This is a genomic window from Baaleninema sp. (assembly GCF_049974805.1).
GTDB lineage: Bacteria > Cyanobacteriota > Cyanobacteriia > Cyanobacteriales > Geitlerinemataceae > Baaleninema.
Genome location: NZ_JBNGCO010000034.1, coordinates 1 through 16,083, shown reverse-complemented (window position 1 = coordinate 16,083; position 16,083 = coordinate 1). Strand labels below are relative to the sequence as shown.

At 54.0% G+C, this 16,083-nt stretch carries 15 protein-coding genes; 8 read left to right on the top strand and 7 right to left on the bottom strand.

Annotated features, from left to right (window positions below):
* Positions 1 to 79: 79 nt before the first annotated feature.
* The 5 genes from ACP5D4_RS08965 to ACP5D4_RS08945 all read right to left on the bottom strand — a co-directional run bounded on the left by ACP5D4_RS08965 (position 80) and on the right by ACP5D4_RS08945 (position 5,056).
* Positions 80 to 1,441, bottom strand: coding sequence for a DUF4335 domain-containing protein (locus ACP5D4_RS08965; RefSeq protein WP_428011281.1), 1,362 nt, complete (start codon positions 1,439 to 1,441; stop codon positions 80 to 82).
* Positions 1,442 to 1,456: 15 nt separating this feature from the next.
* A complete protein-coding gene (locus tag ACP5D4_RS08960) occupies positions 1,457 to 2,089 on the bottom strand; it encodes a DUF3038 domain-containing protein (RefSeq protein WP_428011280.1) in 633 nt (210 codons plus the stop codon).
* A gap of 166 nt (positions 2,090 to 2,255) precedes the next feature.
* Positions 2,256 to 3,374: a phospho-N-acetylmuramoyl-pentapeptide-transferase gene (gene mraY, locus ACP5D4_RS08955; protein ID WP_428011279.1), complete on the bottom strand. Its 1,119-nt coding sequence runs from the start codon at positions 3,372 to 3,374 to the stop codon at positions 2,256 to 2,258.
* Positions 3,375 to 3,524: 150 nt separating this feature from the next.
* On the bottom strand, positions 3,525 to 3,767 hold the full coding sequence (locus ACP5D4_RS08950) for a DUF3134 domain-containing protein (RefSeq protein WP_428011278.1): 243 nt from the start codon (positions 3,765 to 3,767) through the stop codon (positions 3,525 to 3,527).
* A 119-nt stretch (positions 3,768 to 3,886) separates the two neighbouring features.
* Positions 3,887 to 5,056 carry a class I SAM-dependent methyltransferase gene (locus ACP5D4_RS08945; RefSeq protein WP_428011277.1) on the bottom strand — a complete coding sequence of 390 codons (1,170 nt, stop codon included), beginning with the start codon at positions 5,054 to 5,056 and terminating at the stop codon, positions 3,887 to 3,889.
* A 283-nt stretch (positions 5,057 to 5,339) separates the two neighbouring features.
* On the opposite strand from ACP5D4_RS08945, the gene ACP5D4_RS08940 reads away from it, so the two are divergent.
* Positions 5,340 to 6,422, top strand: a complete 1,083-nt coding sequence (locus ACP5D4_RS08940; protein ID WP_428011276.1) for a class I fructose-bisphosphate aldolase — start codon at positions 5,340 to 5,342, stop codon at positions 6,420 to 6,422.
* A 92-nt stretch (positions 6,423 to 6,514) separates the two neighbouring features.
* On the opposite strand, the gene ACP5D4_RS08935 is transcribed toward ACP5D4_RS08940, so the two are convergent.
* Positions 6,515 to 6,658: a hypothetical protein gene (locus tag ACP5D4_RS08935; protein WP_428011275.1), complete on the bottom strand. Its 144-nt coding sequence runs from the start codon at positions 6,656 to 6,658 to the stop codon at positions 6,515 to 6,517.
* Positions 6,659 to 6,767: 109 nt separating this feature from the next.
* On the opposite strand from ACP5D4_RS08935, the gene metH reads away from it, so the two are divergent.
* Both metH and ACP5D4_RS08925 read left to right on the top strand, forming a co-directional pair.
* Entirely contained in the window at positions 6,768 to 10,316 is a 3,549-nt protein-coding gene (gene metH, locus ACP5D4_RS08930; protein ID WP_428011274.1) for a methionine synthase, read from the top strand.
* Between the two features lie 72 nt (positions 10,317 to 10,388).
* Entirely contained in the window at positions 10,389 to 10,760 is a 372-nt protein-coding gene (locus ACP5D4_RS08925) for a DoxX family protein (protein WP_428011273.1), read from the top strand.
* Between the two features lie 41 nt (positions 10,761 to 10,801).
* On the opposite strand, the gene ACP5D4_RS08920 is transcribed toward ACP5D4_RS08925, so the two are convergent.
* Complete coding sequence (locus tag ACP5D4_RS08920) at positions 10,802 to 11,389, bottom strand: Uma2 family endonuclease (RefSeq protein WP_428011272.1); 588 nt, start codon at positions 11,387 to 11,389, stop codon at positions 10,802 to 10,804.
* Positions 11,390 to 11,561: 172 nt separating this feature from the next.
* Here ACP5D4_RS08920 and ACP5D4_RS08915 point away from each other — a divergent pair, with 172 nt between their 5' ends.
* The 5 genes from ACP5D4_RS08915 to pseC all read left to right on the top strand — a co-directional run.
* Entirely contained in the window at positions 11,562 to 12,419 is an 858-nt protein-coding gene (locus ACP5D4_RS08915; protein WP_428011271.1) for a DUF2887 domain-containing protein, read from the top strand.
* A 30-nt stretch (positions 12,420 to 12,449) separates the two neighbouring features.
* Positions 12,450 to 13,100 carry a Uma2 family endonuclease gene (locus tag ACP5D4_RS08910; protein ID WP_428011270.1) on the top strand — a complete coding sequence of 217 codons (651 nt, stop codon included), beginning with the start codon at positions 12,450 to 12,452 and terminating at the stop codon, positions 13,098 to 13,100.
* Positions 13,101 to 13,131: 31 nt separating this feature from the next.
* A complete protein-coding gene (locus tag ACP5D4_RS08905; protein WP_428011269.1) occupies positions 13,132 to 13,698 on the top strand; it encodes a Uma2 family endonuclease in 567 nt (188 codons plus the stop codon).
* Between the two features lie 270 nt (positions 13,699 to 13,968).
* The gene (pseB, locus tag ACP5D4_RS08900) at positions 13,969 to 14,958 is read left to right on the top strand and encodes a UDP-N-acetylglucosamine 4,6-dehydratase (inverting) (protein WP_428011268.1); all 990 of its coding nucleotides are present in this window, start codon (positions 13,969 to 13,971) and stop codon (positions 14,956 to 14,958) included.
* Between the two features lie 4 nt (positions 14,959 to 14,962).
* Positions 14,963 to 16,083 (top strand): UDP-4-amino-4,6-dideoxy-N-acetyl-beta-L-altrosamine transaminase (pseC, locus tag ACP5D4_RS08895; protein ID WP_428011267.1); only part of this gene is annotated, 1,121 nt, incomplete at its 3' end.

Sequence of the window (16,083 nt, the reverse complement as noted above, 5' to 3'; positions counted from 1 at the left end):
GGAGATGAGGGTACGATCGGGAAATTCTCTCCCCATCTCCCCCCTCTCCCCATCTCCCCATCTCTTCCTCTCCTGAGTTTTACTGAACGAAGGTTTGAACCCGGCCGTCGTGACCGAGAACCAGTCGTAGGCTAACCCCTGAGTTGGCAGGCGATACGAAGGTTTCGCCCAGGTCGGGTAATTTGGCGCTGTCGATAAACTGCGTGGCGGTTTTCCCGAGGGGAACTACGGTTTCGAGGCGACCTTCGGCATCGATCGACAGGGTATATTCTAGGGTCTGTGTCAGACCGTCGGGGGGTTGCCAGCGGTCTTGGAAGTAACGGCGAACTTCCGCCACTTGCGGCACCACGTCGAAGGCGGTTCCTAAGTCTCTCGGCGGCGGTGCGGTGCGCGCCACTTGCGGCGAGTCGAATGGCGCTTCGGAGGGCGAAACCTCGTCGAAGCGAACTTCGGGAACGGTGGGGGCGATGGGGGAAACGGTCGGTTCGGTGGTCGGTGCGGCCATCATGGCAGGGGCGTTGGGAATAGGCGTCGCTGTCTCTTCTGCTGCTGAGGAAGGGGTTTCGCCGGACGGGGTCGCTCTGCGGGAGTGGTCGGAGGAGGCGACGGGGGTGGCCGAGGTGGGAATTTCGATGGGGGTGGGATCGATCGACGTCGGTGGCGGTACCGTGGGACGGCTCAACGGCGGCGGTGTGGCGAGGTTTTTCGGAGCGGGGGGTAAGGTGCGCTGTGGCAGGGGTTCGGGTGCGTCGGCGGGGGAGGATTCTAACGCTGAGACGGTGATGGGAGTGGGTTGGGGCGATCGCGCCAGGTCGAGGCGTCCGAGGGCTGCGGTCAAGCCCAGGGTGGCGACGACGCCGGCCGCTGCACTCATCCACAGGGGCAGGGGATCGATCGAGCCGTCCCGTTCCGGCAATTGTCCCAAATCTGCCGCGTACTCTTCCAACGCTGCGGCTAAATCGAACAGTTGCAGGGTTCCCAAGCGAATCGCCGTTCCGGTTTCTTCGGTGGCTAAAGACCCCAAAACCAACTCGTGAGAGACGAAGCCTTTCGGTTGCAGGTAGATGGAATCACTGCGGTAGGGTAACGGCGCGATGGAGGCGGCCGTCACCGGCCAGCGATCGCCCCGCTGTCTTCTGCCTCCGGCCGCCACGGCGGTCGGTTGCGGCGGTTGTGCCAACAGATGCCCCACGTAGGTGGTTACGGCGTCGCAGAGGCGATCGAGTTGGGCTTTGTCTCCCCGTACTGTTTTTTGCTGCTCGTCGGGAAGGCGGGGATCGTCGAAAGATAACTCGAACCGCACCCGCGAGATCTGGGGCGTTTTCGATCGAAACCACGAGGCCCCGCACTTGGCTGTCACCACGAGGGAACAGGTGGGGGGCGTGTACTGACGGCGAATTGAGCCGCGCAATACAGTAGTGATGGCGTCAGACGACAGCATAGACGAACGGCAACCTCATGTTTTCGGCAAGTCCAACCCAGACGGACGCTGCGATCGCGGCAGGTTTCGCGGTGGCGATTTGGGAAACGCGGCTTCGGCGTTGCGGGGAACCCTCTGCGCCACTTCCCCATCGAACAACGCCAACCACAGCCGACGCGCTCCTTCTGGACCGCTATAAAACAACAAATCGACCAGCAGCTTCAAGGCTAACTGTTCGAGAACCTGCGGCGAGACGCGATCGCCGTCTACCATGCGCTCTTGATAGGCTTCCGTGAAGCGATCGAGATAGTCCCCTAACAAGCCAGCCTCGTGGGGGGGGCGATCGATGGCGTCGTACTGTTCCAGCAAAGCCATCGCCCGCCGAATCAGTTCGTGGTATTCCCGCGCCAGCGCACAGAGGACTAACACCAGCGATCGCGCTTCTTCCACGTCTAACTTTTTACGTCCCCCCTGACCGTTTCTCAGGGGACTCGACTGGCGCAGTCGCCACAAGGTCACGCGATCGCCGATCGTCTCCGCTTGTCCCAGTTTGTCGGCCGCACGCAACACGGCATCCGACCCGATTCCGGCCAGCGCTTCCAACGCCAAAAGCGTCAGGTCGAGTTTGGCTCTGATATTCTCCAACTGAGCGAGATCGATCGTTTGCACGACAAGCACATCTTCACGCATGGGACATCACACACACAGTTCGGGGGATGGGGGTACGATCGGGATGAGGTCGGTGCGTGACGATTTCTCGGTCTCGCCATGGACTCCCGATTTGTCAAGTCACGCACCCTACGCCTGTTGACTGTTCGCTGTTCCCCGTTCCCTATCAACGTATTACCAACGCGATTACCGCTAGGATAGCCGTTACGCCGTAAAACGTCGCCACCACCTGCAACTCCGACCAACCCGATAACTCAAAATGGTGGTGCAACGGTGCCATTTTGAACAGACGCTTTCCGACGCCTTCGGAGTTCTTCGTCGCTTTGTAATACCCCACTTGGGCGATGACAGAGAGGGTTTCGGCAAAAAACAGCCCGCTGAGGATTAACAACCCGAACAGGACGTTCGCCAGCACTCCGACGGCAGCTAAGGCACCCCCTAACGCCAGGGAACCCGTATCCCCCATAAAGACCCGTGCGGGGTTGTGGTTGTGGACTAAAAAGCCCAAACAAGCCCCGCTCGTGACGGCGCAAAACAGCGCCAAACCGGGAAATGTCGGGGCGACGACGGCCGCCAGTCCTAAAAAGGCGATCGATCCCGTTCCCCCCATCAAGCCGTCGAGGCCGTCGGTGAGGTTGGTGGCGTTGCTTTCGGCCACGAGGACGAATCCGGCTAACAGCCAAAACAGCGCCCCCAAGGGAAGTACCCAACCGCCGGGAAACGGCACGGCTTCGCTGTCGGCCAAGCCGGGGGTCACTTTCGCCCAGGCACAAAACAGGATGGCGAAGCCGATTTGCAAGGCCAATTTCGTGCGGGGGGAAATCCCCTTATTGGATTTACGGCGCAACACTTGCCAGTCGTCGAGCCATCCAATGAATCCGTAAGCGAGGGTCAAGGCGGCTGCGCCCACGACTGAGGTGCGATCGATCGTCGAGAGTTCCCCCGACAGCCGCACCCACGCTAAAGCGACGATCGCCGCTACGGGAACGAACAGAATTCCCCCCATCGTGGGAGTTCCCGCTTTTTTGAAATGGCCTTGTGGCCCTTCTTCGCGAATCACCTGACCGGTTTTGAGCCGTTGCAAGGCCGGAACCCCCCAAACGCCGACGATCGCCGACAATCCCGCACCGACCCAAAACGGTAACGTCAGTGAAAAGGCGGCATCGAACAGGCGATCGTTGAAAACATCAAAGATAACGGCGGCGAGACTCAAGACCCCAGCCAACACCCAGGAGAGACGCCCTCCGGTGAGGGTCTCTCTTCGATTCGAGACTTTCGTATCCACAGCACTTCCTCGTCACTCCCCACACTCGACTTTGTTGTAGGCTGCTTTTCAAGGTTGAGTTTTCAAGTTTGAGATCGATCGCCGTTTTCCTTTGGTTTTGACGGAAACTTCGAGCGATCGACCCTCAAAACCCACACCTCAAACCCGTACCTACAAGTCGTCGCTGTCGTTGCTGTCGTCGCTCTCGTTATAACTATCGTCTTCTTCCTCTGCAATCAAACCGATGAATTCTTCCTCTTCGCGAGCGGCAGATTGTTCTCGATCGTCGCGAGGAATGATGCGCCCCGAGGCTTTGAGCCATTCTAAAAGAGAGGTTTCGCGAAGGGACGGAATCAATTCCGCCGGTTCGTGGCGCGGAAGTTGACGTAGAGATGGATTGATCGGATCGTTCATTCTCGTTTTTGGAACTCTATGGAATTCGCCGTTGAATGGTAACACTTTGTCCGCAATCGCTCGGCCCTCTTTGAGAAAAAACTCTCTAGAAAATAGCTGAGTCGATTACCTCATCGATTTTAGAACATTGGCGGCGGCGTTAACCCTTTTAACGGTTCGCGATCGCTCTCTAAGCCTTTGCTTTGAACCAACACGCCGAATCCCCCCAATCCCGTGGGGTCGATGAGGGAGTGCAACACCTGGCGACGCTGCATGACGTTGATAATATCCTCTCCGGTGGCCGGACGGTTTTCCTGTCCTAGTGCGGCCAGTCGGTCTCCGAGTCCCAACGCCATTAAAAACAAGCCCTGTTGGGTAAATCCTTCTGTGGTCAGACCGCAGGCCTCCCCCTGACGCTGCAAGGCGGTAAAATCCACGTGGGCAGTGATGTCTTGTTCTCCGACGGCGATATAGGGATTGTCGTGATAGCGATGTTGGCAGTAACACTGTAACGTCCCGCTCGATCGACCGGGGCTGTAGTACCGTTGCGCTTCGTAGCCGTAATCGACGGTCAAAACGTAGCCTCGCTGGAGTTGGTTAGCCACGGTTTCCAACCACGAGAGGGCTTGCCGGTTGACTTCGGTTCGATAGCCGTCCCGAAAGCCGCTGGGGTCGATTCCCACGAGGTCGAAGTACTCCCGCAGTTGCGGCGTCGAGAGTTCCCCCGTCACCTCTTGAAAGCCGCCGGATGCGTCGAGGGTGGTGTAAATTTCCCGTAACTGACCGTTTTCGACGGCGAGGCGGTGGACGGGAAAGGCGTCGACGAGTTCGTTAGAGAGAAAACAGCCGACGATCGACGCCTCGGGAATTTCGTCCCCATCGCACCAACGTAGGTTGGCCCCTTGAATTTGCTTTTGGTGCGATCGCAAACTCGGGGAAGTTTCGACAATAATGTATTCGATCGCCTCGAAACAATCCCTCGCCTCGCGCTGGAGATATCGCAAGGTATCGACGGCTAAAATACCTTGACCCGCCCCCATTTCTACGACGGAAAACGGGTTGGGTTTTCCTAAAATTTCCCAAATCTGACGCAATTGTTTCGCCAACATTTCCCCAAAATCTGCACTGAGGTGGGTTGACGTGACGAAATCGCCGCCCGCGCCGAATTTCGCCCCTCGGGAGTAATAGCCCTGTTGGGGGTGATATAAGACCGTTTCCATGTACTCAGCAAAGGAAATGCGGCGGTTGGGGGCGGTTTCGAGGCGCTGTTGGAGAAGTCGAATCAGTTCGGGGTTGGAGTTGGGCGTCATAGCCACGAAAATCGGTGTGAAGGACGAATCAAAAAGCTGCGATCGATTGTAATACCGTTGCGGGCGAGATTTGGCGATCGCATCGAAATTTGAAGGTTCTCGCCAGTTTAGACGAGGCGGCGATCGCTATCGACCTTTGGGGATTGTAACGATTAAGCCCCAATTTTTTCTCAACTCTCTCTATAGAGAGAGGTAACCTCTCGGGTTAATTCAATACCCTAGAAACAAGACTCGGTTAATGTCTTAAAAACCATTGGTAGGCTGTAAACAATCAACGATTGATATGACGACTACAGTAAAACGCCCCACCTCGATCGAATCCTATCTCGGCGAGGAAGCCGACGATCTCCTAAACTATCAAGCGCGACTTCCCAAGGAGATGTTAAACCTTCCCTCGGGAGATGTGGTCGATCACCTGTTCGCCCAGAGCGATCGCAATCCCCAAGTCTTGCGCAGTCTCCAACAACTCTTCAGCCACGGTCGCCTCGCCCATACCGGCTATCTCTCCATCCTCCCCGTAGACCAAGGAATCGAACATTCCGGCGCAGCATCCTTCGCCCCCAACCCCCTCTATTTCGACCCAGAAAACCTAGTACGCCTCGCTTTAGAAGGCGGATGCAACGCCATCGCCACCACATTAGGCGCGTTGGGGTCCGTATCTCGCCGCTACGCCCACCGCATCCCCTTTATCGTCAAACTCAACCACAACGAGTTACTCACCTATCCCAACCGATACGACCAAATTCCCTTTGCCTCCGTCGACCAAGCTTGGAACCTCGGCGCCACCGCCGTAGGTGCGACCGTTTACTTCGGTTCAGAAGAATCAGCCCGACAAATTCGCGAAGTCGGCCGCGCCTTCGAACGCGCCCACGAACTGGGAATGGCGACGATTCTGTGGTGTTACCTACGAAACTCCGTCTTCAAACAGGATAAGGACTACCACACCGCCGCCGACCTCACCGGACAAGCCAACCACATGGGCGTCACCCTCGAAGCCGACATCATCAAACAGAAACAGCCCCAGTGTAACGACGGGTACGACGCCGTGGCGCGGGGAACGGGCGGAAAATACGGACGCACCCACGAGCGCGTTTACGCCGAACTCACCAGCCAACACCCCATCGACTTGACGCGATATCAAGTCCTCAACTGCTACGCCGGACGCATCCCGTTGATTAATTCCGGCGGCGCTTCGGGAGACAACGATTTCGCCCAAGCGGTACGAACGGCGGTGATTAACAAACGGGCTGGCGGTGGCGGTTTGATTTCCGGCCGCAAGGCGTTTCAGCGCCCGATGGAAGAGGGGGTGAAACTCCTCCACGCCATTCAAGATGTCTATCTGTCGCCGGAGGTTGCGATCGCCTGAATTCGCGCGGACTTACGCAGAAACCCGGTTGTTAAAATCATCGATCGCCGTGAGATTCCCGGTATTTCGGAAATACCGGGGATTTGTTAATTTCACGAGATTTCCAGTTCCCTCAGACCGCCAACCTGTCCTGTTCCGTCGCGATATTCGGCGACGATTTCGAGAAATCGCCGTTGTCCCCAAATGCCGTTGTCCCCAAATCCCAGAGTCTCCGGGTTGACCGTATCGATCGCCACTCCTTCCCGAATTCTCCCCTCAACCCCTCTGCTTCACCGCTCCTTCACAGACTGCCCCCCAAACAGCCATGTAAAATTGTAAAGCTACTCCTTATGTGTGACTTAGTTTATGAATAGCGCCTTCCTCGATCGACTCCACAGTCCCGAGCGTCCCGTTCTCGTGTTCGACGGCGCCATGGGAACCAACCTGCAAGTACAGAACCTCACCGCCGAGGATTTCGGCGGTCCCCAATACGAAGGCTGTAACGAATACCTCGTCCAAACCAAACCCGACGCCGTCGCCACCGTTCACCGCGCCTTCCTCGAAGCCGGTGCCGACGTCATCGAAACCGACACCTTCGGCGGAACCCCAGTCGTCCTCGCCGAATACGACCTAGCAGACAAAGCCTACGAACTCAACAAAGCCGCCGCCGAACTGGCCAAAAGCATCGCCGCCGAATACTCCACCCCCGAAAAACCTCGCTTCGCCGCCGGGTCGATGGGGCCCGGAACCAAACTCCCCACCCTGGGACATATCGACTTCGACAGCCTTCGCAACGCCTACACCATCCAAGCTGAAGGACTCTACGACGGCGGCGTCGATTTGTTTCTCGTCGAAACCTGCCAAGACGTTCTGCAAATCAAATCCGCACTCAACGCCATCGAAGACGTATTCGCCAAAAAAGGCGATCGCCGTCCCATCATGGTCTCCGTCACCATGGAACAGTTCGGCACCATGCTCGTCGGCTCCGAAATCGGCGCGGCGCTGGCCATCCTCGAACCCTACAATATCGATATCCTGGGTCTCAACTGCGCCACCGGCCCCGACTTGATGAAAGACCATATCCGGTACTTATCGGAACATTCCCCCTTCATCGTCTCCTGCATCCCCAACGCCGGACTTCCCGAAAACGTCGGCGGTCAAGCGCACTACAAACTCACCCCCCTCGAACTGAAAATGTCCCTGATGCACTTCATCGAGGACTTAGGGGTGCAAATTATCGGCGGATGCTGCGGAACCCGACCCGAACATATCGCCGCCTTAGCCGAAATTTCCCAAACCCTCCATCCCAAAGACCGGAAACCGAACTACGAACCCTCCGCAGCCTCCATTTACTCGACCCAAACCTACGAACAGGACAACTCCTTCCTCATCGTCGGCGAACGCCTCAACGCCAGCGGGTCGAAAAAAGCCAGAACCCTCCTCAACAACGAAGATTGGGACGGTCTCGTGGCTTTGGCGAGAGCGCAGGAAAAAGAAGGCGCACAAATTCTCGATGTCAACGTCGATTACGTAGGACGGGACGGCGTGCGCGATATGCACGAATTAGTCTCGCGTCTGGTGAACAACGTCAAACTTCCGTTGATGCTGGACTCGACCGAGTGGGAAAAAATGGAAGCGGGGTTGAAAGTGGCCGGCGGTAAATGCCTCCTCAACTCCACCAACTACGAAGACGGCGAACCGCGATTTTATAAAGTATTAGATTTAGCCAAAAAATACGGCGCGGGAATTGTCGTCGGAACCATCGACGAAGACGGTATGGCGCGAACCGCCGAGAAAAAATTCGAGATTGCCAAACGCGCCTATTACGCGGCGATCGAATACGGCATTCCGGCGCGAGAAATCTTTTTCGACCCCCTGGCACTTCCGATTTCGACAGGGATTGAAGAAGACCGAGAAAACGGCAAAGCCACCATCGAATCCATTCGCCGGATGCGGCAAGAACTCCCCGACTGCCACATTATTTTAGGGGTGTCTAACATCTCCTTCGGTTTGAACGCCGCCGCGCGACAAGTCCTCAACTCCGTCTTTCTCCACGAGGCGATGGAAGTGGGATTGGATTCGGCCATCGTCAGCGCCAGCAAGATTTTACCCCTGGCGAAAATCGACCCCGACCACCAAAAAGTCTGCCGCGATCTCATTTACGATCGCCGGGAGTTCGACGGCGACGCTTGCACCTACGATCCCCTCGGAATTCTCACCACCCTGTTTGAAGGAAAATCGGCGAAGAAAACTAAACAAATCGACGCAAATCTTCCCATCGAAGAGCGGTTAAAACAACACATCATCGATGGCGAACGGATTGGGTTAGAAGAATCCCTCGAAACCGCTCTCAAACAATATCCACCCCTGGAAATTATCAATACCTTCCTCCTCGACGGCATGAAAGTTGTCGGCGAGTTGTTCGGTTCGGGACAAATGCAACTTCCGTTTGTGTTGCAGTCGGCGCAAACGATGAAAGCAGCAGTTGCCTATCTCGAACCCTACATGGATAAAGAAGACGCCGACGACAGCGGCAAAGGCATTTTCTTAATCGCCACTGTAAAAGGAGACGTTCACGACATTGGTAAAAACCTCGTCGATATCATCCTCTCTAACAACGGTTATAAAGTCATCAACCTCGGCATTAAACAACCCGTTGAAAACATCATTCGCGCCTACCGCGAACACAACGCCGACTGTATCGCCATGAGCGGTTTGTTGGTTAAATCTACTGCCTTCATGAAAGATAATTTAGAAGTCTTTAATGAAGAAGGAATTACCGTACCCGTGATTCTCGGCGGTGCGGCGTTGACGCCGAAATTCGTTTACCAAGATTGTCAGAACGCCTATAAAGGGCGAGTGATTTACGGAAAAGATGCCTTTGCCGACTTGCACTTTATGGACAAGTTGATGCCCGCCAAGGCCGATGGCGAGTGGGACGATTTGAAAGGCTTCTTAAATGAAGAAAACGGCAAGGTGGAAGTGGTGGAAACTGCCGAACCCGTGGCGGAGAAGCCCGAAAAAGACAAATCCCAACCCGCCGAACCCGTCGAAGTCGATACTCGCCGTTCCGAAGCGGTGGATGTGGAGATAGATCGACCCACACCGCCGTTTTGGGGAACGAAAATCCTGCAACCGGAAGACATTCCCCTCGAGGAACTCTACGGCTATTTGGACTTACAAGCCTTGATTGCAGGTCAGTGGCAGTTCCGCAAACCTCGCGAACAGTCTCGGGAAGAGTACGAAGCGTTTTTAGAAGAAACGGTTTATCCGATTTTGGAAACTTGGAAACAACGCATCGCCGAGGAAAATTTACTGCACCCTCAACTGATTTACGGCTATTTTCCCTGTCAGTCGGAAGGGAACTCCCTGCATCTTTATAAACCCGAGGAAGCGGAATCGGGACAGTTAACTGAACCCGTGGCGACGTTTACTTTTCCCCGTCAAAAATCCATGCGTCGTCTGTGTATTGCAGACTTTTTCGCACCGAAAGAAAGCGGACAAATTGACGTATTTCCCATGCAAGCGGTGACCGTGGGGCATATTGCCACAGAATTCGCTAACAAACTGTTTGCGGCGAACGAGTACACCGATTATTTGTACTATCACGGTATGGCGGTGCAGATGGCGGAAGCGATGGCAGAATGGATTCACGCGAAGATTCGCCGCGAATTAGGATATGGGGATTTGGAACCGGAGAATATTCGCGATGTGTTGGCGCAACGCTATCAAGGTTCGCGATATAGTTTCGGTTATCCCGCTTGTCCGAACGTTTCCGATCAATACCGTCAGTTGGAGTTGATGGGAGTCGATCGAATCGGAATGTATATGGACGAAAGCGAACAGTTGTATCCGGAACAGTCTACAACGGCGTTTGTGGCGTATCATCCGGTGGCGAAATACTTCAGCGCATAGTTTGAAGGGATGGCGTAAGTTGGGTTAGCGAAAGCGTAACCCAACCCCTTTTCAAGTCAATTTACAAACCTCATGAATTACATCCCACTCGTCGCGCGAATTTGCCTCGCTACCATCTTTCTGAGAGCGGGAATCAATAAAATTACGGGATTTGCTGCAACTGCTCAAATGATGGGCGATCGCGGGTTGCCGATTCCCGCAGTGCTGCTTGTCGGAACCATTGTGTTTCAACTCCTCGGCGGCTTGTCTCTAGTTCTCGGGTACAAAGTTCGTATCGGAACGATTTTGTTAATTCTGTTTCTCGTCCCCGCCACGATTGTGTTTCACAATCCCACCGATCCCGCACAAACCACCGCGTTTTTCAAAAATCTGGGGTTACTGGGGGGGTTGTTGATGGCGTTTTATTTCGGTTCGGGGCCGGTGAGTTTGGACAGAGGGCGGTAACGGTTGGCGAACCAAAACCCTAACTTCTAGCTGCTCCCTCGTCACCAAATCCGCTGCAAATTCAACCGAAACTCCGGTAAAACCACCTCCCCCGACAGTTCCAGCGGACGGTCTAACACCTCGACTTCTCCTCCGTCGCGGTAGACTTCCACCTGTTGCCGTTGGGGGTCGATGAGCCAACCCAGTCCCGTGCCGTTGTCGCGATATTCCTGCATTTTGGCTTGTAGCGGCAGCAGGTTATCAGAGGGCGATCGCAGTTCGATAACGAAATCCGGACATAGCGGCGGAAAACCCCGACGTTGTTCCGGGGTGAGAGCGTCCCAGCGAGAGCGACTCACCCAAGCCGCATCCGGGGAACGGATGGCACCGTTGGGGAGGATAAATCCAGTAGAAGAGTCGAACCCTTCACCGAGGTCTGAATGGGTTTCGACCCAAATGCCAAGCTGGGCGGTCAAGCTGAAGTTTCGTTGACCGGATTCGCCGCCAGTGGGGGGCATGACAATCAATTCTCCTTTGGCAGTACGTTCTAAGCGTAAGTCGCGGTTGGCCGCGGCCAGGGCTTCAAATTGTTCCGGAGTGACCTGGAGAATGGTGGAGGTTGGCAGTTCCAGGGTGAGGGTGGCGTCCATGGGATGGCCTCCTGGTAATTTGGGGCGATGTTTGTATTTTAGGCGATTGGAAAGGGGGGAAATTTGAGGGTCGATCGTCTTGTTATTACAGTGACGTAGGGTGCGTGACTTGAAAACTCGGGGGTCGAACCTGAAACCGATACATCGTCACGCACCGCCAACGTATATCGCTATGAAAACCGACAAGATTTTCTACCGCATTTTCCTGCGACAACCGGAACTCATCGCCGAACTCGTCCCCGGAATTCCGCCAGATTGCGAGTTCGAGTATAGCGCCCCCGTCCTCAAAGAACGGGAACGGCGACTCGATGGCTTACTGACTCCTATCGGCGACGACCTCAACCTCCCCCTGGTATTCCTCGAAGCCCAGATGCAGAGCGACAACGGGTTTTATCGACGCTTTTTCGGGGAAATTTTCCTGTATTTGGAACAGTACGAGGTGACGCGACCTTGGCGGGGATTGTTGCTGTTTCCCCGTCGTACCTTGGATTTTGGCGTTGAAACGCCCTATCGCAGCCTGTTAGACAGCCAAGTGGAACGGTTCTATCTCGAAGACTTAATCCCATTGACGGACTTGAGTCCCAATTTAGAACTGTTGCGGTTATTGGTGGTTTCGCCAGAAGAAGCGGCCGAAAGTGCCCGTCGTCTGTTAAGTCGAGAAGCGAGTGAGGCGGCATTTCAGCGACGCTTAGATTTGCTCGAAAGTATACTGGTGAGTAAGTTTCCAAAGTTGAGTTGGGAGCAGATACGGGAGATGTTGGATATCACGAACGTCAGACTTCAGGACACCCAGTTTTACAAGGATGTGTTCGCCGAAGGTCGCCAGGAAGGTCGCCAGGAAGGTCTCGACCAAGGCGAACTGGAGATACTGCTGCGACAGTTAAGCCGCCGTTGTGGGGAACTGTCCCCCCAGCAGCAACAACAGGTGAAATCGCTTTCTCGAACGCAGCGGGAAGCCTTGGCGGATGCACTGTTGGATTTTACGGGAATGGCGGATTTTCAGGTTTGGTTGCAGCAGCAGTCTGTCTAGACCGGTTTGAGAACGAGGGGAGGTTTTGTCGTGAGTCGAGGAAAACAGGTGGAGGCGAAACCCGTGCCGGTTTTGGAAAGCGGAGATCGCTTGTCTCGGGTCGAATTTGAGAAACGCTACCACGGAATGCCTCATGTTAAGAAAGCGGAGCTAGTTGAGGGAGTTGTTTACGTGGCATCTCCGGTGAGGATGGGAAAACACGCGAACCCTCATGCCAGAGTTATAACTTGGTTGGGAGTGTACGAAGCGATCGCGCCAAGTGTAACGCTTGGAGATAACGCGACAGTTCGCCTAGACTCGAAAAATGAAGTTCAACCCGATGCCCTCTTGCGGCTCGATGAGGCGGCGGGGGGACAGTCGCGGATTAGCGAGGACGATTATATTGAAGGTGCGCCGGAGTTGATTGTGGAGATTGCGGCGAGTACGGCATCTTACGACCTCCACGATAAGTTACGGGCGTACCGTCGGAACGAGGTTCGGGAATATCTGGTTTGGGTGGTTCTGGAAGAGGAGTTTCGCTGGTACGTTCTCGACGAGGGGGAATATCGCCAGCAGGAACCGGACGCGGCGGGTTGTTTGAGTAGTCCGTTTTTTCCGGGGTTGGTGTTGGATGTGAAGGCTCTGCTGGCGGGGGAGATGGGGCAGGTTTTGACGCGGTTGCAGGTAGGGTTGGGGTCGTGACGGTTGTAATTTGACGGTTTGGAGGTGTTTTATGGTTGCGGTTCCTCCCTTGACGGGTCAACTCACGCTTGAGGAGTTCTTGGCTTATCCCGAGACTCAACCGGCTTGTGAATATGTTGAGGGGAATGTTCGGCAAAAACCAATGCCGCAAGGGGAACATAGCGCGTTACAGATTCGTTTGGGGACGGCGATTAACGAGGTGGCGGTTCCGGGGAAGTTGGCTCATGGGTTTACGGAACTGCGGTGTACGTTTTCGGGGCGCTCTATTGTTCCCGATATCGCCGTGTTTGCTTGGAGTCGGATTCCCAAGACGGAACGGGGGAGAATTGCCAATCGCTTCGACTGTCATCCGGATTGGGTTATCGAGATTCTGTCGCCGGAGCAGTCAGCGAACCAGGTGATTGAGAAAATTCTCTATTGCTTGAATGCCGGGACGCAATTAGGATGGTTGATTGACCCTCAAGACGAGTCGGTGGTAGTATTCCAACCGGATAGCTTGCCGCAGGTTCGCTCGGGGGTGGAACCTTTACCGGTGTTGGAGGGTCTGGACAATCTGAGCGTGTCGGCAAAACATATATTCGATTGGCTGGTGATTTAGTGGAGTGGGAACTTAGAAAAACATCTTTCGTCAAGCAACTTTAAGTAGTCTTGAGTGTTTTTGTTTGAGGTTTTCTTCAGCCACAAATTCTTCGGAGCTGTAGGTTCAGTTAAGCCAATCTAATTCTGAAATCTTGGGATTAATTCGCAAAAAGCCTGAGTAGCTATCTGGTAAAAGTCTATTTCTGGATTTTGCTATTCATTCAATTGGTACACCGAGAATGGTGTCGAGGTCAAGCTTAATATATTTGGAATTGTAAAGATACACAAAATGTTTGATGGTAAGACGATATTAATTACGGGCGGAACGGGTTCCTTTGGAAAGCATTGCGTCAAAACGTTGTTGGAACGCTACCAGCCGCGAAGAATCATTGTTTACTCCCGTGACGAACTCAAGCAATTTGAAATGGCGCAAGTATTCGACGCGCCATCTATGCGCTATTTCATTGGCGACGTTCGGGATGCGAAGCGTTTGGGGCTAGCAATGCGGGATGTGGATTATGTCATCCACGCCGCAGCACTCAAGCAAATTCCTGCGGCTGAATACAATCCAATGGAGTGTATTAAAACAAATATTCACGGTGCGAATAATGTTATTGATGTTGCTTTAGAACAGGGAGTTGAAAAAGTTATTGCTTTGTCTACAGATAAAGCAGTAAATCCCGTTAACCTTTATGGCGCGACAAAGTTAGCGGCAGATAAACTATTTGTTGCGGCGAATAACATCGCGGGTAGCCTCAAAACTCGCTTCTCGGTCGTTCGCTATGGTAACGTTCTTGGGTCGCGCGGTTCTGTTATTCCCTTTTTTAAACGACTGATTGCGGAAGGTGCGACAGAGCTTCCCATTACGGATCCTCGAATGACTCGGTTCTGGATTACGCTTCAACAAGGTGTAGATCTGGTTTTGTCTAGCTTCGATCGCATGCAGGGCGGTGAGATTTTTGTCCCCAAAATTCCGTCGATGAAAATGACGGATATGGCGAAGGCTTTAGCACCCAATCTTCCTCACAAGATTGTTGGAATTCGACCGGGAGAAAAACTACACGAGGTGATGTGTCCGGCTGAGTCCTCGCACTTGACCTTAGAGTTTCACGATCGCTATGTCATCACGCCGACCATCGAATACTCTCACAAAGTAGACTATAGCTGTAACGCAGTGGGAGAAACGGGAAAACCCGTGCCGGAAGGATTTGTCTACAGTTCTGATAACAACACGGACTGGCTAACGGCAGAGCAGTTACTTGATTTGATTCGAGAATAGGCTTATGGCAGAGTATATTCCCTACGGCCGTCAGGATATTTCGCAGCAGGATATCGATGCTGTGGTTGAAGTGTTGCGATCGGACTGGATTACCCAAGGTCCGGCAATTCAACGCTTTGAAAAAGCGGTTGCGGAGTATTGCGGCGCGAAATATGCTGTAGCCGTGACGAGTGCCACCGCCGCTTTACACATTGCCTGTTTAGCGGCCGGATTGGGAAAAGGGGATATTCTCTGGACTTCGCCGAATACCTTTGTGGCTTCGGCAAACTGTGGGTTGTATTGTGGCGCAGATGTCGATTTTGTCGATATCGATCCTCGGACTTACAATCTCAGTATTGAGGCATTGGAACAGAAGCTCGATCGCGCCGAACGGGAAGGGAAACTGCCAAAGGTTGTCGTTCCCGTTCATCTGGCGGGACAATCCTGCGAGATGGAACGCATCGAACCGCTGGCGCGACGTTATGGGTTTACGGTGCTTGAGGATGCCTCCCACGCGATCGGAGCGCAGTATAGAGGTAAGCCAGTCGGATCTTGTGCGTATTCCGATCTGGCAGTGTTTAGCTTTCATCCTGTGAAGATTATCACTACGGGGGAAGGCGGAATGGTGGTGACGAATCGAGATGATTTGTACGAACGGCTCGTTCGGCTGAGAACCCACGGCATCACGCGCAATCCTGACTTAATGACTGAAGCACCTCATGGTTCGTGGTACTACCAACAGTTAGAGTTGGGATTGAACTATCGCATGACGGACATTCAAGCAGCGTTGGGTGCAAGTCAGATGCAGCGTCTCGATGAGTTTGTGTCCCGTCGTCGTTTTTTGGCGTGTCGGTATGACGAGTTACTGCAAGGGTTGCCAGTTACGTTACCCGAGCAACATTCAGATACTGCATCGAGTTGGCACTTATACGTCGTTCGCTTGAACCGAGAGAAAATTGAGAAAACCCATCGGGAAGTGTTTGAAGCGTTGCGAGGCGCGGGAATTGGGGTAAATTTGCATTATATCCCCATCCATACTCAGCCGTACTATCAAAAACTCGGCTTTCAATGGGGAGATTTTCCGGAGGCAGAGCGGTATTATCGAGAGGCGATTAGTTTACCGTTATATTACGGGTTGACCGAATC